Origin of the sequence: Pseudomonas syringae (assembly GCF_021606685.1) — a bacterium.
Taxonomy (GTDB): Bacteria; Pseudomonadota; Gammaproteobacteria; order Pseudomonadales; family Pseudomonadaceae; genus Aquipseudomonas; species Aquipseudomonas syringae_R.
The window spans coordinates 74,415-92,028 of sequence record NZ_WKCB01000009.1 but is presented as its reverse complement, the minus strand read 5'-3'; the positions used below and the strand labels follow the sequence as shown (position 1 = coordinate 92,028).

17 protein-coding genes are annotated in these 17,614 nt (G+C 56.3%); 8 read left to right on the top strand and 9 right to left on the bottom strand.

Features of this window, described 5'->3' with window-relative positions; all coding sequences use genetic code 11:
- Nucleotides 1-12 precede the first annotated feature (12 nt).
- Genes GIW02_RS06065 through GIW02_RS06030 form a run of 8 tightly spaced genes read left to right on the top strand, consistent with a single transcriptional unit; the run spans nucleotide 13 to nucleotide 8,197 of the window.
- Complete coding sequence (locus GIW02_RS06065) at nucleotides 13-1,518, top strand: lipopolysaccharide biosynthesis protein (RefSeq protein WP_236413166.1); 1,506 nt, start codon at nucleotides 13-15, stop codon at nucleotides 1,516-1,518.
- A 15-nt stretch (nucleotides 1,519-1,533) separates the two neighbouring features.
- A complete protein-coding gene (locus GIW02_RS06060) occupies nucleotides 1,534-2,868 on the top strand; it encodes an O-antigen polymerase (protein ID WP_236413164.1) in 1,335 nt (444 codons plus the stop codon).
- Nucleotides 2,865-3,434 (top strand): acyltransferase, encoded by a 570-nt coding sequence (locus GIW02_RS27195; RefSeq protein ID WP_456361608.1) that lies wholly within the window; start codon nucleotides 2,865-2,867, stop codon nucleotides 3,432-3,434. Before GIW02_RS06060 ends, GIW02_RS27195 begins: the two co-directional genes overlap by 4 nt.
- Entirely contained in the window at nucleotides 3,431-4,615 is a 1,185-nt protein-coding gene (locus GIW02_RS06050) for a glycosyltransferase (RefSeq protein WP_236413163.1), read from the top strand. Before GIW02_RS27195 ends, GIW02_RS06050 begins: the two co-directional genes overlap by 4 nt.
- A complete protein-coding gene (locus GIW02_RS06045) occupies nucleotides 4,616-5,761 on the top strand; it encodes a glycosyltransferase family 4 protein (protein WP_236413154.1) in 1,146 nt (381 codons plus the stop codon).
- Complete coding sequence (locus GIW02_RS06040; protein WP_236413152.1) at nucleotides 5,742-6,338, top strand: sugar transferase; 597 nt, start codon at nucleotides 5,742-5,744, stop codon at nucleotides 6,336-6,338. The genes GIW02_RS06045 and GIW02_RS06040 overlap by 20 nt, the downstream gene beginning before the upstream one ends.
- The gene (locus GIW02_RS06035) at nucleotides 6,335-6,955 is read left to right on the top strand and encodes an acetyltransferase (protein ID WP_236413150.1); all 621 of its coding nucleotides are present in this window, start codon (nucleotides 6,335-6,337) and stop codon (nucleotides 6,953-6,955) included. The genes GIW02_RS06040 and GIW02_RS06035 overlap by 4 nt, the downstream gene beginning before the upstream one ends.
- Before the next feature lie 57 nt (nucleotides 6,956-7,012).
- Nucleotides 7,013-8,197: a DegT/DnrJ/EryC1/StrS family aminotransferase gene (locus GIW02_RS06030; RefSeq protein WP_236413200.1), complete on the top strand. Its 1,185-nt coding sequence runs from the start codon at nucleotides 7,013-7,015 to the stop codon at nucleotides 8,195-8,197.
- Nucleotides 8,198-8,376: 179 nt separating this feature from the next.
- On the opposite strand, the gene GIW02_RS06025 is transcribed toward GIW02_RS06030, so the two are convergent.
- The 9 genes from GIW02_RS06025 to serC all read right to left on the bottom strand — a co-directional run bounded on the left by GIW02_RS06025 (nucleotide 8,377) and on the right by serC (nucleotide 17,583).
- Nucleotides 8,377-8,649 (bottom strand): LapA family protein, encoded by a 273-nt coding sequence (locus GIW02_RS06025; protein ID WP_236413148.1) that lies wholly within the window; start codon nucleotides 8,647-8,649, stop codon nucleotides 8,377-8,379.
- Nucleotides 8,650-8,672: 23 nt separating this feature from the next.
- Nucleotides 8,673-8,969, bottom strand: a complete 297-nt coding sequence (ihfB, locus tag GIW02_RS06020) for an integration host factor subunit beta (protein WP_017848846.1) — start codon at nucleotides 8,967-8,969, stop codon at nucleotides 8,673-8,675.
- A gap of 132 nt (nucleotides 8,970-9,101) precedes the next feature.
- The gene (locus tag GIW02_RS06015) at nucleotides 9,102-9,386 is read right to left on the bottom strand and encodes a hypothetical protein (protein ID WP_236413146.1); all 285 of its coding nucleotides are present in this window, start codon (nucleotides 9,384-9,386) and stop codon (nucleotides 9,102-9,104) included.
- Nucleotides 9,387-9,544: 158 nt separating this feature from the next.
- Entirely contained in the window at nucleotides 9,545-11,236 is a 1,692-nt protein-coding gene (rpsA, locus tag GIW02_RS06010; protein WP_236413144.1) for a 30S ribosomal protein S1, read from the bottom strand.
- A 120-nt stretch (nucleotides 11,237-11,356) separates the two neighbouring features.
- Nucleotides 11,357-12,046: a (d)CMP kinase gene (gene cmk / locus GIW02_RS06005; RefSeq protein ID WP_003172653.1), complete on the bottom strand. Its 690-nt coding sequence runs from the start codon at nucleotides 12,044-12,046 to the stop codon at nucleotides 11,357-11,359.
- A complete protein-coding gene (locus GIW02_RS06000) occupies nucleotides 12,043-14,253 on the bottom strand; it encodes a bifunctional prephenate dehydrogenase/3-phosphoshikimate 1-carboxyvinyltransferase (RefSeq protein WP_236413198.1) in 2,211 nt (736 codons plus the stop codon). The genes cmk and GIW02_RS06000 overlap by 4 nt, the downstream gene beginning before the upstream one ends.
- Nucleotides 14,254-14,281: 28 nt before the next feature.
- Nucleotides 14,282-15,394 (bottom strand): histidinol-phosphate transaminase, encoded by a 1,113-nt coding sequence (gene hisC / locus GIW02_RS05995; RefSeq protein ID WP_236413142.1) that lies wholly within the window; start codon nucleotides 15,392-15,394, stop codon nucleotides 14,282-14,284.
- Between the two features lie 9 nt (nucleotides 15,395-15,403).
- Nucleotides 15,404-16,498 carry a prephenate dehydratase gene (gene pheA, locus GIW02_RS05990; protein ID WP_003172650.1) on the bottom strand — a complete coding sequence of 365 codons (1,095 nt, stop codon included), beginning with the start codon at nucleotides 16,496-16,498 and terminating at the stop codon, nucleotides 15,404-15,406.
- Nucleotides 16,498-17,583: a 3-phosphoserine/phosphohydroxythreonine transaminase gene (gene serC, locus GIW02_RS05985; protein ID WP_236413140.1), complete on the bottom strand. Its 1,086-nt coding sequence runs from the start codon at nucleotides 17,581-17,583 to the stop codon at nucleotides 16,498-16,500. The genes pheA and serC overlap by 1 nt, the downstream gene beginning before the upstream one ends.
- Between the last annotated feature and the right edge of the window lie 31 nt (nucleotides 17,584-17,614).

Sequence of the window (17,614 nt, the reverse complement as noted above, 5' to 3'; positions counted from 1 at the left end):
GACTCATTTCTCATGACCCAATTGAAAGAGACAACAGTGAACACCAGAGCAGTCAGTAAATTAGGCGAAAAAAGCAGGAAAGGCTTTCTCTGGTTACTGTTGGGCACCGCAGGCCAGAACGCCCTACAGATTCTCTCGCTTCTGGTGCTGGCCAGGATCCTGACGCCCGAAGAGTTCGGGGTCGTGGGCGTCGGCATGGCCGTCATCGCTTTTTTGAGAATCTTTTCTGAAATTGGTGTGGGCCCTGCATTAGTGCAGAAAGAAGACGTCACCCTGATAGACATTAAAACTGCTAACACCTTATCCCTGATATTTGGTGTTGTTCTGGCGGGCCTGCTATACGCTCAGTCCGGCCATCTGGCGGCTTTTTTTGATATGCCTCAATTGGCCACCGTATTACAAGCCATGGCGTTCATGCTGCCATTGGTGTCGTACTCGGTGGTCGGCCAATCCTTGCTGCAGAGAAATTTCGAATTCAAAAAAGTATCGGGTATCACGTTTATAAGTTACTTGATCGCCTATGGATTCGTATCGATTTACATGGCGCTGCATGGCTATGGACTTTGGTCCTTGATCGCCGCTTACTGGGTGCAATCAATCAGCTTCTTTGTGCTTACCGTTATCCTCTGCCGCGACACGCTCAAACTTGGCTTCAACCTGCCGAGTGCAAAAGGCATGTTGAATTATGGTACGGGGCATTCAATGGCCAGGCTCTGCAACTACGCAGCGGGCCAAGGCGACAACCTGATCATCGGCAAAATACTCGGCTCCGGTTCCGTTGGGCTTTATGGACGGGCCTATCAGATCATGTCAATGCCTGCGATCTTGTTCGGCAGCGTGATCGACAAAGTGTTTTTCCCGCTGATGGCGAAACTGCGAAACAATCGGCAGGACCTGGAAAAGCTCTACCTGTCCTCGATTTATTTTTCACTGCTCATATTCATCTACCTGAGCGGGTATGTTTTTATCTTTTCCGAACAAATTACCTACCTTCTCTTCGGAAGTGGCTGGAGCGATGTCGCGGGCTTGATCGAAATCATGGCCATCGGACTGTACTTCAGAGTCGGGTACAAATTCAGTGACTGCTTAACATTGGCCATGGGAAATATTTATGCCCGCGCCAGCATCCAGTTCCTCTATGCGCTGGCGGTGTTGAGTTTCGTCTTGATCGGCAGCCACTGGGGGCTGAAGGGTGCCGCAACAGGCGTGGTGTCTGCACTGATCTTGAATTACCTCATGATGACCTCCATGGCATGGAGAATATTGCACTTCAAATTACTGGCGATGGCCGCAAGGCACCTCAAGAACTTTGCGATCTTCCTGGTTGGGCTTGCGTTGTTTAAAGCCATAGACCTCAACGTACACATAGACTCTCCGCTGCTGTCATTTATAGCTTCAAGTTTCATTTATTGTTTGGCGCTGGGCGTTACTACCCTCCTGTGCAAGCGTTTTTTAACGCAAGAGTTTGGGGTCTTGATGCTCATCCTGGGCAAAAGCCAAGTGCGCGAGCCTGAATAAGGCAAGGAAGCCCTGATGACGCCCATCCATAAGTTGACCATTTTTTTTCTCGGCGTGCTGTTTCTGGGCATCGCCAGCCTGGTGGACTCCCTCGAGGTAATCCTTGCCTGCATTTACCTCTATTCATTTATCGTGGTGCTGTCCTACTCACGTAACGGGCCTGCCGATCCTCGCGTATTCCCCGTTGCCTTTATGGCGATCTACTTCACCTTTTTCCCGATACGCGCCGTCCTGTATGGCACCGCGAACCTGCCATTTGATCAAGGCGCCTTGGTACTAAGCCTCAAGTTGCAGTTTGTCGCCTCAGTCGTTTTCGTGATCGTATCCAATCTTTTCATTAAAGATGCTCCTCAGGAGGTGAGCAGGTCCTTCTGGTCAGCACGCGCGCCGACCTTACTCTCGGAATGGTTGATACTTCTCGTCGCTGTACCGTTTACACTTTTTTACGTCCTGACCATTGCCACTTCAGGTGCCAGCTCAAAGCGCGACATTCTCGAAGGCTACTGGATTGTCAAAACGATCAGCGACTTTTTCATCCTCGCCATCACCGTTCTTATATTCTTGCGGGCGGTACGCATCGGGGAAAACTTTTGCCGAGACAGGCTGATTATTCTTTACTTCTTTTTCTGCATCTTCTACGTGCTGCTCACCGGCGAAAGAGATCTATTATTTAAAGTCTTGTTCGGCCTGATCATTATTTATTACGACCAGCGCAAAAGCTTCGGCGCGCTCAAAATGGTCGGCATTTTCTCTGCGATCTTATTTGTCGTCCCCCTTTCACAATATTTTAAAAGCATACTTCTGTCCGGCACACTGGACATCAATCGCGCTGGCGCTGACTTGTTTCTGAATAGCGAATTCATTTCAGCATCTCGAAACTTCTACTCATTGCTCGTCTTTGATGTCAGTCACGACGCTTCATTCATACTGAGCGACATGGCACGAGCGCTGATCCCTACGACGCTGCTGGGTGATTACGGCGTGCAAAGTACGGTCGCCTGGTATGACACTGTCTTCCGGCCTGCAAACGGTTTCGAGGGCACCTCTGGGTGGGGCTTTACGATAGTCGGCTTTGGCTATGTCGTCGGCGGATTGACAGGCATCGTCTGCGTCATGACGTTCTATGCCTGGCTCTTGTCCGCTTTCTATAATCAACGGTGGCGCTCAGCGTATTGGTACAGCCTCTATATCCTGGTGCTGTCCGCTGTTGTCTACGTACTGCGCGCTGACTTGGCCAACCTTCTGTCTCAAGTATTCAAGATATCGGGGTTGTGCGTTTTCGCCATCTACATGACCCACAGGCTGCTGAAAAAACCATCTAACCACCTCCGCGAAAAGGACATTTCATGAACGGCAGATTGTTCTTCAAACGCTTTTTTTTCATTGCCTCAGCGCTGTCAAAAATATTTAAGATCCTGCCGTCTTTTCTTGTTTGGTTTTTATGGGACATCCTTTCACCCTTCAGAGGAAAAATCGCGGTACTTAGCCGTTATTGCATAATGGCTGGTCGCGCTAAAACGTTCGGCGTCAATATCTATATGGGTCGATCGGTCTGCCTGAAAAATGTAGAGCATCTCTCTATTGGCGATAACGTATCTATTCATGACGCCTGCTATCTCGATGCCTTGGGCGGACTTGAAATAGGCAATAATGTCTCAATTGCGCACCATACTTCGATTCTTACCTTCAACCATACGTGGGAAGATGCCTCTCTGCCTATCAAGTACAACCCCGTTCAGACAGCCCCGGTTATTATCAACGATGACGTCTGGGTCGGCTGTGGCGTCCGCATCATGCCTGGCGTAACAATCGGTACGCGCTCCGTTATTGCAGCAGGCTCTGTTGTTACCCGCGATGTGCCGCCAGGTGTTATCGTAGCCGGCGTACCTGCAAAGGTTATAAAGAGCATTCTATGAAACCCATTCTTTTTGTTCACGACCATATATTCAAGCATCAGGGCGACAACTACTACTCACGCGGCGGTTTACCTGCCTCGGTATGGGCACGCTACTTGAGCGTTTTCCCGAGCCTCACGGTAGTGGGTCGCGATGGCGGTGAGCTGACAGAAAACGAGCACGGCTATACCTTGTCCTCTACCCACAACGTAGCCTTCCGCCTGCAACCAAGCATTTCAAACTTGAAAAGCATGCTACTGGGAAACGCTACGGTTGAACGCGCGTGTAAAACGCTGGTGGCTGAGTCAGACGGCGTTATTGCGCGCCTACCCAGTCGCCTGGGTGATCTATTCGTCAAAGAAGCCATCAAGCAAGGCAAGCCGTATGCCGTCGAGGTGGTAGGGTGTTCATGGGATGCACTTTGGAACTATGGCAGCTGGAAAGGAAAACTGTTTGCTCCTTATGAAATGCTGAGTACCCGCAATACGGTCCGCAACGCGCCGTTTGCCTTGTACGTTACTCAACACTTTTTGCAAGGGCGCTACCCCTGTAAAAAAGGAATAACCACTTCTTGTTCCAATGTGGAAATCCAGCCCGTCGCTGATGACGTACTGCATCGTCGCCTGCAGAAAATTCAACAGCAAGGTGGCACCGTAAAAATCGGCCTGATTGGCAACTATTCCTCACGGTATAAAGGGATAGATGTCGCGATTCGCGCCTTGGCTGTGTTGAACCAAACGCACGCAGATTGGGAGTTCCAGATACTCGGCTCAGGCGACAAAAGTTATTACGCCGAGTTGGCTCGCGAACTGGGCGTTGGTGACAAAGTTAACTTCATCGGCAGTAAATCTTCCGGCCAAGCCGTGTACGACTGGCTTGACGAAATGGACCTGTATTTACAACCCAGCTTCCAGGAAGGCTTACCTCGGGCCCTAGTGGAAGCGATGAGTCGCGGATGCCCGGCATTGGCGACGTCAATTGCAGGCATACCTGAATTGTTGTCCCCCTCAGAGATGGTTGAGCCCGGCGCTCACGCGGCACTGTCGGTTAAAATCGCCGCGGTTATTAATGACAAAGTACACATGGAACACCTTGCGCGAGAAAACTTTGAAACGTCGAAAGCCTATTATAAAACCATCCTGGATTTACGTCGCAGTACCTTCTGGTCATTGTTTCGCGAGCGCGTTGAGAGCAGTAATTAAATGATTTTTCTTATGATTGCAAACTCACCAGACTCCCTTCTCAACTTTCGCCTGAACTTGATTAAATCGCTGCAGGGCGCAGGGTACACCGTGCACGCGGCGTGCCCGACGCCCAATGAGTCGGGCCGCGAAAAAGCCCTGCTGGCCCAGCACGGCGTCACGCTGCACAGCGTGTCAATGAGCCGAACCGGCCTCAACCCATTTTCGGATCTGGCGACCCTCTACTCGCTGTACAAATTGATGCGGACACTGCGTCCAACCGTGGTTTTAGGCTATACCATCAAGCCGGTGATCTGGGGCTCCCTCGCAGCGTTCCTCGCAAGAGTTCCTAACCGCTTTGCCCTGATAACCGGGCTTGGTTACGTGTTCGTGGATGACGCAAACGTCAGTAAAAAGCAAACGCTGATCCGCCGCGTTGTCGAGTCCTTGTACGCGCTGGCACTTAATCGGTGTGCGCGTGTTTTTTTCCAGAACCCTGACGATGAGTTGCTGTTCCGCCAACTCAATATTGTTAAACGATCGGTGCCTTCCACTGTCGTCAAAGGGTCGGGGGTTGACCTATTACATTTCCAAGCCTCGCCCCTTCCTGAGAAACCGGTATTCATCCTCATTGCCCGGTTATTGATCGACAAAGGTGTTCGGCAATATGCCCAAGCCGCTGCGCAGTTGAAAGCGCGTTATCCGCAGGCGCAATTCAAACTTGTCGGTTATCTCGATGAGAACCCAAAATCCATAAAACAGGCAGAACTCGACGCCTGGATTGCGTCTGGCGATCTTGATTACCTGGGCAAACTGACTGATGTAAGGCCCGCGCTGGCCTCGGCATCGGTTTTTGTGTTGCCTACTTTCTACCGCGAGGGTATCCCTCGGACTATACTCGAGGCGCTCGCGATGGGCCGCGCCGTGATCACGACAGACACGCCAGGCTGTCGTGAAACAGTCAGACAGGGTGTTAACGGTTACTTGGTCAAACCGCGCTCTGTAGACGATTTACTTATTGCGATGGAAACCCTGATCACCGATCCCACGCTGGTCAAAACAATGGGAGAAGCCTCCCTGAGATTGGCGCGCGATGATTTTGATGTAGACAAAGTTAATGTTCAAATGCTGCGCGGGATGAATATCCATGACCAAACGACTCTTTGATTTTTTCGCGTCTTTTTTTGGCTTGCTATTACTGTCACCGGTTTTTCTGGTACTGGCGTGGGCAATTCGGCGAAAACTGGGCTCCCCGGTGTTTTTTCGTCAAGTGCGCCCAGGAAAAGATGGCAAGCCTTTCAAGATGATTAAATTCCGCACCATGCGGGATGCCGTCGACGCCTCAGGCCAGCCGCTTCCGGATTCGGAACGCATGACGCCGTTCGGTAGCTTCCTGCGAAGCACCAGCCTCGATGAGTTGCCAGAGCTATGGAACGTTTTGAAGGGTGACATGAGCCTCGTCGGCCCACGACCTCTGCTCATGGAATATCTGCCGCTCTACAGCCAGACACAGTATCGGCGTCACGAAGTGCGCCCAGGCATCAGCGGGTGGGCGCAGGTCAATGGTCGCAACGCATTGAGCTGGGATGACAAATTCAAGCTGGATGTTTGGTATGTCGACAATCACACCTTTGGGTTGGACTTGAAGGTGTTATTCCTTACGGTCAAAAAGGTCGTGTCCCGTGATGGCATCGCCGCCGCTGACGAGGTGACGATGTCGAAATTCACCGGAAGCAAGTCGTGAGAAGCCTCGCCATCCTCGGTGCAAGCGGCCATGGAAAAGTTGTAGCCGACACTGCCGAGTGCTGCGGCTGGGGGTCAATCGAGTTCTTTGACGACAATTGGCCTGCACTCCAGCGCAACGGCCATTGGAACGTGGTGGGCAATACCGCCGCATTGCTTGAGCGCCTTGAGCACTTCGACGGCGTGGTGGTGGCCATCGGCGCCAATAAAGTCCGCCACCTCAAACTGCTTGAGCTGCATGCGGCGGGCGCACGCCTGTGCACGCTCGTCCATCCCGCAGCGACCGTGAGCCGCTACGCCAGCCTCGACTATGGCAGCGTCGTCTTTGCCGGTGCGGTGGTCAATGCCGATGCACGCATTGGCGCGGGTGCCATTCTTAATACCGGCTGCAGCGTTGACCATGATTGCGTGCTCGGCTCGGCGGTGCACATCAGCCCTGGCGCGCGATTAGCCGGTGGCGTCAATGTGGGCCACTTGAGCTGGGTGGGTATAGGCGCAACCGTACGCCAATTGGTATCAATTGGCGCAGGCTCAACCATTGGTGCAGGCGCCGCGGTAGTTGCCAACGTCGCCGATAACCTGACCGTCGTTGGTGTACCGGCTCGCGCTTTCAACTAGAACCCATGCTTCCTATACTTTCACGACTATCCCGTCTGGACTTGATGAGTGTCTAAAGTGATGAATACCACCTTCTCTCATTGGCCTTCCTTTACTCAGGAAGAGGCCGATGCTGTTCGCGATGTGATTCTATCCAACAAGGTGAATTACTGGACTGGCCAAGAATGCCGCACGTTTGAAAAGGAATTTGCCGAGTGGACAAACACTGCTTATGCAGTGGCAATGACCAACGGAACAGTCGCCATTGATGCTGCGTTAATCGCGCTGGGTATCGGGGCGGGTGATGAGGTGATCGTGACTCCTCGAACCTTTTTAGCTTCCGTCTCGAGCATCGTGAATGCCGGCGCAGTGCCTGTATTTGCAGAAGTGGACCGCGACTCCCAAAACATCACTGCAGACACCATCCGCGCAGCGCTGACACCACGCACCAAAGCGGTCATCTGCGTACACCTGGCCGGCTGGCCCTGCGACATGGACCCGATCATGGCGCTCGCGGATGAGCATGGTCTCAAAGTCATCGAAGATTGCGCACAGGCGCATGGCGCCCGATACAAGGGCCGTCCGGTGGGCTCCATCGGCCACGTGGGCGCATGGTCGTTCTGCCAGGACAAAATCATGTCGACCGGAGGTGAAGGCGGGATGGTGACCACCAACGACCAAGCGTTGTGGTCCCGAATGTGGTCCGTCAAAGACCACGGCAAAAGCTGGGAAGCGGTGTATGAGCGCGAACATGCGCCTGGCTTCCGATGGGTGCATGAAAGCTTTGGTACCAACTGGCGGATGATGGAAACCCAGGCAGCTATAGGGCGCATTCAATTGCGTCGGATGGCTGACTGGAATACCAGCCGGACCACTTATGCCGAGAAAATCTGGTCTACAGCAAGAGACTTGAAGGGACTGCGCACTCCCGCTATTCCTGAAGACATTACTCACGCTGCCTACAAGTGCTATGTATTCATCGAACCGGCCACGCTGACCCAAGGCTGGAGCAGAGATCGAATTCTAGGGGAAATAACGGCCAGAGGCGTTCCCTGCTTTTCAGGGTCGTGCTCGGAGGTTTACCTGGAAAAGGCTTTCGACAACACAGGATGGCGCCCTTCCGTACGCCTACCCGTAGCACGCGAGCTGGGAGAAACCAGCCTGATGTTCCTCGTCCACCCGACTTTGTCGGAAGCGGAAATCGAGAAAACGTACTCAGTACTCAGGGACGTCATGAACCTGGCTACCCGCCAGCAGATTTGACGCCTGCCCTGCCCTGCCACTATTGGTTGCCGTGTAGCTGACCTCGCCAAACGCTTCAGTTCTCCGCAGGAAGTGCGGTTGAACTGGAGCAGAGCGAAGTTGTAAATGCCCATCAAACTTCATTGCTTGCTACAGCGCAGGGGCTCACCCAAGAGCACTCACGCACCAAAGCGAGCGGCTCAGCCTTGCGCGCTGTCTGGGCCAACGGGTTGTCGATATCGGGCCTTACGACGGTCAGCACGACCACGAGCGGCCAACAGGCCCAGGACCGGCCCTATGAGCATGCCGACGATCAGGGTAAGCCCCAAAAATATCGAGATCGGCATATCTGGAGTGGCCCAGCCTAGAAATGCCAATGAAACGTTCTGCTGATTTTCCAGTACGAAGGTGAGGCATCCCAAGCCTACGACCAATAAAATGAGCAACACCACGACGCGCTTGATACTGCGCATAAACCTCTCCTTTCAGGGAAGAATCAGACGTTTTCTTCTTCGTCCTCATTCACTCGATCCCGCAGCTCCTTGCCCGGCTTGAAATGAGGAACAAACTTACCGTCGAGGCTAACCGACTGCCCCGTCTTGGGGTTGCGCCCCACTCGCGGTGCGCGATAGTGCAGGGAGAAACTCCCAAACCCACGTATCTCAATCCGATCCCCAGTCGCCAGGCACTGGGACATTTGCTCAAGCATGGTCTTGATAGCCAGCTCCACATCCTTGGATGAAAGCAGCCCTTGATGGGTGACAATTCGTTCGATCAACTCCGACTTCGTCATATTTTTCCCTTCTTTTTCAAGCAGCTAGGAAAAGCGCTTCGAAGGTTTTAGCATGACTTGATGAATTTGAACAGCCCACCCGGCAACATATCTGCAGGATGGAAGAACGCTTGCAACACACCCCTTTAACCTTCAATTGCAGATCACAAGCATGGTACGCGTGACCGCTCCGGCAGGGTTCCAGCCGAACAGGTAGTCACCCTCTTCATCCTTTGCATCGCTGGATCGGGTGATGACCTTGTAGCCCTGCATCTTGCACTCACGGGCCGCGCGCTGCTCGCACTTCTCCCATTTGTTGCCAAGGCCCGAGCAGTCGACCTCAATGCCACTGACGCCACGCCTGGCGTGGGTCTTGGCACTAGTGACCGAGCAGCCTGCGAGCATTACCACTGCAAATATGACGATAAGCCTGTTCATTCAAATCCTTATTGAAACAACAACGTTGAAACAGTATTCATCAAGACTATAAGCAGTTCTGACACTGCACTGCACGCCTTGGTTCTGTGTCGTTGATTCAACGAATTTCAGGCACAAAAAAGGGCGACCTAAGTCGCCCTTTTTCGGTCTGACAGAACTTAGTTCTGTTTTTCCATTTGCGCACGCAGCAGAGCACCGAGAGTGGTGTCAACTGGAGTATCCGACGAGGCTGGCTTGTCGCGCAGGCTCTGGATAGCTTCTTTCTCTTCAACTTCGTCTTTCGACTTGATGGAGAGTTGGATTACGCGGCTCTTGCGGTCAACGCTGATGATCTTGGCTTCTACTTCCTGGCCTTCTTTCAGAACGTTGCGCGCGTCTTCAACGCGGTCACGGCTGATTTCGGAGGCTTTCAGAGTCGCTTCGATATCGTCGGCCAGAACGATGATGGCGCCTTTGGCGTCAACTTCTTTCACAGTACCTTTAACGATGGCGCCTTTGTCGTTCTCTTGAACGTACTCGGAGAACGGATCGCTTTCCAGTTGCTTGATACCCAGGGAGATACGCTCGCGCTCTGGGTCAACCGACAGGATAACGGTGTCCAGCTCGTCGCCCTTCTTGAAACGACGAACAGCTTCTTCGCCAACTTCGTTCCAGGAGATGTCGGACAGGTGAACCAGGCCGTCGATGCCGCCGTCCAGACCAATGAAGATACCGAAATCGGTGATCGACTTGATGGTGCCGGAGATTTTATCGCCCTTGTTGAACTGGCCAGAGAAATCTTCCCATGGGTTAGATTTGCACTGCTTGATGCCCAGGGAGATACGACGACGCTCTTCGTCGATGTCCAGAACCATAACTTCCACTTCGTCGCCGACTTGTACGACTTTCGAAGGGTGGATGTTTTTGTTGGTCCAGTCCATTTCGGAAACGTGTACCAGGCCTTCCACGCCTTCTTCCAGCTCAGCGAAGCAGCCGTAGTCGGTCAGGTTGGTAACACGCGCGGTAACGCGAGTGCTTTCTGGGTAACGAGCTTTGATAGCAACCCATGGATCTTCGCCCAGCTGCTTCAAGCCCAGGGAAACGCGGTTACGCTCACGATCGTACTTCAGAACCTTGACATCGATCTCGTCGCCAACGTTGACGATTTCGGAAGGATGCTTGATACGCTTCCAAGCCATGTCGGTAATGTGCAGCAGGCCATCGACGCCACCCAGATCGACGAATGCGCCGTAATCGGTGAGGTTCTTGACGATACCTTTGACTTGTTGGCCTTCCTGCAGGGATTCCAGCAGAGCTTCACGCTCGGCGGAGTTCTCTGCTTCCAGGACGCTGCGACGGGAAACGACAACGTTGTTGCGCTTCTGGTCGAGTTTGATGACCTTGAATTCGAGTTCTTTGCCTTCCAGGTGCGTGGTGTCGCGCACTGGACGAACGTCGACCAAAGAACCTGGCAGGAACGCACGGATGCCGTTAACGTCGACAGTGAAGCCGCCTTTAACCTTACCGTTGATAACGCCCTTGACCACTTCTTCAGCTGCGAAGGCTGCTTCGAGAACAATCCAGCATTCAGCGCGCTTGGCTTTTTCACGGGACAGCTTGGTTTCACCGAAACCGTCTTCAACCGAGTCCAGAGCAACGTGAACTTCGTCACCGACATTGATAGTCAGGTCACCAGCATCGTTGTAGAACTGTTCCAGCGGGATCAGAGCTTCAGACTTCAGACCAGCGTGAACGGTTACCCAGCGAGCTTGGTAATCGATATCAACGATAACACCGGTGATGATGGAGCCTGCCTGAAGGTTCAGGGTTTTTAGGCTTTCTTCAAAGAGTTCCGCAAAGCTTTCGCTCATTTTAATTCCTGTTGATAAGGGCGAAGAATACGCCCATCTCCACACCCCAGACGGTGTGGGTCAGTTTCAGTTAAAAGAAGCCACCGCAGGACTATGACTGGTCCCCTGCGGCCTTCTTGATCACCCGGCGATATCGCGAATGGCGATTTCACTCAAGATGCGTTCCAGCACCTGCTCGATGGACAACTCCGTGGAATCCAGCTGTATGGCATCAGCCGCCGGTTTGAGCGGGGCTACTGCGCGCTGGGTATCACGCTCATCGCGTGCACGGATCTCATCTAGCAGACTCGACAGACTAACACCATCGACTTTGCCCTTCAACTGCAAGTAGCGGCGGCGAGCCCGCTCCTCGGCGCTGGCGGTCAGGAAAATCTTCAGCGGCGCCTCGGGAAACACCACGGTGCCCATGTCGCGACCGTCGGCCACCAGCCCCGGCGGCTCCTGAAATGCCCGCTGACGCTGCAGCAATGCGTCGCGCACGGCCGGCAGCGCGGCAACCTGGGAGGCCCAGGAGCCGACTTGTTCGTTGCGCAGGTCATCGGTTACATCATCGCCTTCGAGGATGATGCGCTGTGGATGACCTTCCGTCGCGCCGACGAACTGCACGTCCAGGTGCGCCGCCAGCAGCTTCAAGGATTCTTCGTTGGTCAGGTCGACGCCATGGTTGCGTGCGGCAAAGGCCAGCAGGCGGTACAGCGCGCCGGAATCCAGCAGACACCAGCCCAAGCGCTTGGCCAGGATGCCGGCGATCGTGCCTTTGCCCGAGCCGCTTGGCCCGTCGATGGTAATCACCGGTGCTTTGATATTCACAATTGAGCCTCTTGGGCAACACGGATGCCGACGTGGGCACACAGTGTAAGAAAATTCGGAAAAGACGTAGCAACATTGGCACAGTCACGGATACGAATCGGTGCCGCCGCCCGTAGGGACGCCACACTGAAGGCCATGGCGATCCGGTGATCACCCTCGGCACGTACCTCACCACCACCCATCGGGCCACCGTCAATGATAATCCCATCGGCGGTCGGTTCACACTTCACGCCCAGCACTGACAGACCGTCGGCCATCACCTGGATACGGTCGGATTCCTTCACGCGCAGCTCCTGCGCGCCACGCAGCACGGTTCGCCCTTCAGCGCAGGCCGCCGCCACAAACAGCACCGGAAACTCATCGATCGCCAACGGCACCAGCGCCTCGGGAATGTCGATCCCCTTCAACGCAGCCGCACGCACCCGCAGGTCCGCGACCGGTTCACCGCCGACTTCGCGCTGGTTTTCCAAGGTGATATCCGCGCCCATCAGCCGCAGGATATCGATCACGCCGGTCCTGGTCGGGTTGATGCCGACATGCTCCAGCAACAATTCGGAACCCTCGGCAATCGATGCCGCCACCAGGAAAAAGGCCGACGAGGAAATATCCCCCGGCACTTCTATATGGGTAGCGGTCAACGCATGCCCCGATTCCACCGAGGCCGTCGCGCCCTCCACCGCCACCGGATACCCAAAGCCGCGCAGCATGCGCTCGGTATGGTCACGGGTCGGCGCAGGCTCGGTTACCGACGTTTTACCTTGGGCATACAAACCGGCCAGCAACAGGCAGGATTTAACCTGCGCGCTGGCCATCGGCATCGAGTAGGCCGCCCCCTTCAACGCCTGCCCACCACGGATAGTCAACGGCGGGCGCCCGTGCGGCCCCGTCTCGATCACGGCGCCCATTGCCCGCAGTGGCTCAGCCACGCGGTTCATCGGACGCTTGGACAGCGAGGCGTCGCCGGTCAGCACGCTGTCAAAGCGCTGCGCCGCCAGCAACCCGGACAGCAGGCGCATGGACGTGCCGGAGTTACCCAGGTAGATCGGCCCCGGCGCAGGCTGCAAGCCGTGCAAACCTACGCCATGAATGGTCACGCGCCCATGGTGCGGCCCTTCGATCACCACGCCCATGTCACGAAAAGCCTGCAAGGTCGCCAGGGCGTCTTCGCCCTCGAGGAACCCTTCGACCTCGGTCACGCCCTGCGCCAATGAACCGAGCATGATCGAGCGATGGGAAATCGACTTGTCACCCGGCATCCGCAGGCGCCCGCTCAAGCGGCCACCCGGGTTGGCGAGGAAGGTCAGTTCATCGGCGTTCACGGCAGTTTCCATGTAGGCCCGGCGCGCCAGGATCTTGCTGAAATGCTCACGCGCCACCCGCGCACGGGTGAACACGCCCAATAACTGGTGGCCATCCCCGGCATCGACCGCGTCGCGCAAGGCGTCGAGGTCGCTGCGGAAGGTGTCCAGGGTGCGCAACACCGCCTCGCGGTTGGCGAGGAAGATGTCGTGCCACATCACCGGGTCGCTGCCGGCGATGCGCGTGAAATCGCGGAAGCCACCGGCGGCGTAGCGGAAAATATCCAGGTTCTCGTTGCGCTTGGCCAGCGAGTCCACCAAACCAAAAGCCAGCAAATGCGGCAAATGGCTGGTCGCCGCCAGCACTTCGTCGTGGCGCTCGACCTGCATATGCTCCACGTCCGCACCCAGCTCACGCCAGAGCCGATCGACCACCGCCAGCGCTGTCGGATCAGTCTGTTCAAGCGGCGTGAGGATGACTTTATGGCGACGGAACAGCTGCGCGTTGGAGGCCTCTACCCCGCTCTGCTCGGACCCGGCAATCGGATGCCCCGGCACAAAGCGCGCCGGCATGCCGCCAAACGCCTGTTGCGCAGCGCGCACCACATTGCCCTTGGCACTGCCGACGTCCGTAAGGATCGCCTGCCCCAGGTCCATGCCGGCCAGCACCGCCAACAACTTCTCCATGGCCAGGATCGGCACGGCAAGCTGGATCACATCAGCGCCCCGGCACGCGAGTGCCAGGTCGGCTTCACAGCGATCCACCACGCCCAGCTCAACCGCCAATTTGCGCGATTGCGCGTCCAGGTCCACACCGACCACTTCGCCACACAGCCCGCTTTCACGCAGGCCTTTGGCGAAGGAGCCGCCGATCAATCCCAGACCGACCACCACCAGGCGACCGATCATAGGCACAGCAGGTTGCACTGCAGTGACATCAACCACGGGCCAGAACCTTGGCCAGCGCCTCCAGGAAGCGCGCGTTTTCGGCCGGCAAGCCAATGGTGATACGCAGGTGGTTCGGCATGCCGTAGTTGGCCACCGGACGCACGATCACGCCTTCACGCAGCAGGCCCTGGAAGACCGGCGCGGCCACTTGGCCGAGGTCGACACAGATGAAGTTGCCCTTCGACGCAATCCAGCCCAGGCCCAATGCAGTAAAGCCTTCCTGCAACTGCAGCATGCCGCTTTCGTTGATGCGTCGGCCTTCTTCAAGGTAGTCGGCATCCTTCACCGCCGCACAGGCCGCCGCCAGGGCGAGACTGTTGACGTTGAACGGTTGGCGCACACGGTTCAGCACGTCTGCCACTACCGCGGAGGACAGGCCATAACCAACGCGCAGCGACGCCAGGCCATAGGCTTTGGAGAAGGTGCGCGACACCAGCAGGTTCGGGTAGGCCGCCAGGAAGTCCAGGCCGTCCGGCAGGTCGCTGCCTTCTGCGTACTCGATGTAGGCCTCGTCCAGCACTACCAGCACGTGCTCGGGCACGTCCTGCAGAAACTCGTTCAGCGCCTGCTCATCAAACCAGGTGCCGGTCGGGTTGTTCGGGTTGGCGATAAATACCACGCGGGTCTGGGCGTCGATGGCTGCCAGCATGGCCGGCAGGTCGTGGCCCCAGTCCTTGGCCGGAACCACCCGTGCGTCGGCACCGACGGCCTGAGTAACAATCGGATAGACCGCAAACGCGTGTTCGCTGAACACGGCATTGAGGCCCGGCGCCAGGTATGCGCGGCCCACCAGCTCAAGAATGTCGTTGGAGCCGTTGCCCAGGGTCACCTGGTTCAGCTCGACGCGGCATTTTTCCGCCAGCAGAGACTTGAGGGCAAAGCCGTTGCCGTCCGGATAGCGCGTCAGTTCAGCCAACTCTTCACGAATCGCCGCCAATACTTTAGGGCTTGGGCCCAGCGGGTTCTCGTTGCTCGCCAGCTTTACGATTTTGGACGGGTCCAGATTCAACTCGCGCGCCAGCTCGTCCACAGGCTTGCCTGGAACGTAAGGCGACAGTTGTTGCACGCCCGGCTGAGCCAGGGCGAGGAAGTTGCCACTCATGTTAACGCCTCACAAAACCGCTTTCGGGTAAGAGCCCAGCACCTTGAGTGCCACGGCCTCCTGACTGATTTTCTCCAACACACCTTTAACCAGTGGGTCACGGTGATGGCCGATGAAGTCGATAAAGAACACATACGTCCATTTACCGCTGCGCGAAGGACGCGTCTCAATGCGCGTCAGGTCAATCCCGTTGTCGTGGAACGGCACCAGCAGCTCATGCAGCGCGCCGGGCTTGTTGCTCATGGAGACAATGATGGAAGTCTTGTCGTCGCCGGTCGGTGGCACTTCCTGGCTGCCAATCATCAAAAAGCGCGTGGAGTTGTCCGGGCGGTCTTCGATTTTTTCGGCCAGGCGCGTCAGGCCGTACAGGCCCGCGGCCATATCGCCGGCGATGGCCGCCGAGTTCCACTCACCCTTGACCCGCTTGGCCGCCTCGGCGTTGCTGGACACCGCCACGCGCTCGACATTCGGGTAATGCGCGTCCAGCCACTTGCGGCACTGGGCCAGGGATTGCGCGTGGGAGTAGATACGGCTGATGCTGTCGGTCTTGGTGTTTTCGCCGACCAGCAGGTGGTGGTGGATGCGCAGCTCGACTTCGCCACAGATCACCATGTCGTGCTCGAGGAAGCTGTCCAGCGTGTGGTTGACCGCGCCTTCGGTGGAGTTTTCCACCGGCACCACGCCAAAATTCACCGCACCGGCGGCCACTTCACGGAACACTTCGTCGATCGCCGCCATCGGCTTGCTGATCACCGCGTGGCCGAAGTGCTTCATGGCGGCGGCCTGAGTGAAGGTGCCTTCAGGGCCGAGGTACGCGACTTTCAGCGGCTGCTCCAGCGCCAGGCACGAAGACATGATTTCACGGAACAACCGCGCCATCTCTTCGTTACCCAACGGGCCCTTGTTGCGTTCCATCACGCGCTTGAGCACTTGGGCTTCGCGCTCAGGCCGGTAGAACACCGGCACCTCGCCTTCAGCCAGGGATGCCATCTTCACCCGTGCCACTTCCTGGGCGCAGCGCGCACGCTCACTGATCAGCTCCAGGACTTTCTCGTCCAGGCTGTCAATGCGTACACGCAGGGCCTTGAGTTCTTGCTCAGACATTAGCCGTGTTCCTTTTCGAACTCTGCCATGTAGGAAACCAGCGCGTGGACCGCGTTGATATCGACAGCGTTGTAGATGGAGGCGCGCATGCCACCCACCGAGCGGTGGCCCTTGAGGTTCAGCAGGCCACGTTCGTCGGCACCGGCCAGGAACGGCTTGTCCAGACGGTCGTCAGCCAGGCGGAACGGCACGTTCATCCACGAGCGATCGGTGAGGTTGATCGGGTTGCTGTACAGGCCGCTGGCGTCGATGAAGTCGTACAGGGTGCGCTTCTTCTCTTCGTTGAGCTTGCCCATGGCAGCCACGCCGCCCTGCTCCTTGAGCCACTCGAACACCAGGCCCGACAGGTACCAGGCGAACGCCGGTGGGGTGTTGTACATCGAGCCGTTATCGGCCGCGACCTTGTAGTTGAGCATGGTCGGGCACAGCGAGCGGGCGCGCCCCAACAAGTCTTCGCGGATGATGTTGACCAGGATGCCGCTCGGGCCGATGTTCTTCTGCGCGCCGGCGTAGATCATGCCGTATTTGGACACGTCGATCGGGCGCGAAAGGATATCCGAGGACATGTCGCACACCAGTGGCACGTCGCCCACTTCCGGCACCCAGTCAAATTCCAGGCCACCGATGGTTTCGTTCGCGACGTAGTGCACGTAGGAGGCGTCCTTCGACAGCTTCCATTCGTTCTGACCTGGAATCGCGAAGTAGTCGTAGGGCTTGGCGGTGCCTGCCACATTGACGTGACCGTAACGCGAGGCCTCTTCAATGGCCTTCTGCCCCCAGATACCGGTGTCGATATAGTCGGCGGTGCCGTCTTCCGGCAACAGGTTCAGCGGCAATTGAGCGAACTGCTGGCTCGCGCCGCCCTGCATGAACAACACTTTGTAGTTGGAGGGGATGTCCAGCAAGTCGCGCAGGTCCTGCTCGGCCTTGGTGGCGATGGACACGAACTCATCGCTGCGATGGCTCATTTCCATCACGGAGAGGCCTTTTCCATGCCAGTCGAGGAGTTCACCCTGCGCACGCTGCAGGACTGCTTCAGGAAGCGCCGCGGGACCGGCACAGAAGTTATAGGCTCTCTTGCTCACATCCAATCTCACTCTGATCTGGTGGTAGTCA

Bases quoted from the DNA above. Each gene is read 5' to 3' on its own strand.
- GIW02_RS06065 (WP_236413166.1), top strand. From the start codon at position 13: ATGACCCAATTGAAAGAGACAACAGTGAACACCAGAGCAGTCAGTAAA.
- GIW02_RS06060 (WP_236413164.1), top strand. From the start codon at position 1,534: ATGACGCCCATCCATAAGTTGACCATTTTTTTTCTCGGCGTGCTGTTT.
- GIW02_RS27195 (WP_456361608.1), top strand. From the start codon at position 2,865: ATGAACGGCAGATTGTTCTTCAAACGCTTTTTTTTCATTGCCTCAGCG.
- GIW02_RS06050 (WP_236413163.1), top strand. From the start codon at position 3,431: ATGAAACCCATTCTTTTTGTTCACGACCATATATTCAAGCATCAGGGC.
- GIW02_RS06045 (WP_236413154.1), top strand. From the start codon at position 4,616: ATGATTTTTCTTATGATTGCAAACTCACCAGACTCCCTTCTCAACTTT.
- GIW02_RS06040 (WP_236413152.1), top strand. From the start codon at position 5,742: ATGACCAAACGACTCTTTGATTTTTTCGCGTCTTTTTTTGGCTTGCTA.
- GIW02_RS06025 (WP_236413148.1), bottom strand. From the start codon at position 8,649: ATGCGCAGTATCAAGCGCGTCGTGGTGTTGCTCATTTTATTGGTCGTA.
- ihfB (WP_017848846.1), bottom strand. From the start codon at position 8,969: ATGACGAAGTCGGAGTTGATCGAACGAATTGTCACCCATCAAGGGCTG.
- GIW02_RS06015 (WP_236413146.1), bottom strand. From the start codon at position 9,386: ATGAACAGGCTTATCGTCATATTTGCAGTGGTAATGCTCGCAGGCTGC.
- rpsA (WP_236413144.1), bottom strand. From the start codon at position 11,236: ATGAGCGAAAGCTTTGCGGAACTCTTTGAAGAAAGCCTAAAAACCCTG.
- GIW02_RS06000 (WP_236413198.1), bottom strand. From the start codon at position 14,253: ATGATCGGTCGCCTGGTGGTGGTCGGTCTGGGATTGATCGGCGGCTCC.
- hisC (WP_236413142.1), bottom strand. From the start codon at position 15,394: ATGAGTGGCAACTTCCTCGCCCTGGCTCAGCCGGGCGTGCAACAACTG.
- pheA (WP_003172650.1), bottom strand. From the start codon at position 16,498: ATGTCTGAGCAAGAACTCAAGGCCCTGCGTGTACGCATTGACAGCCTG.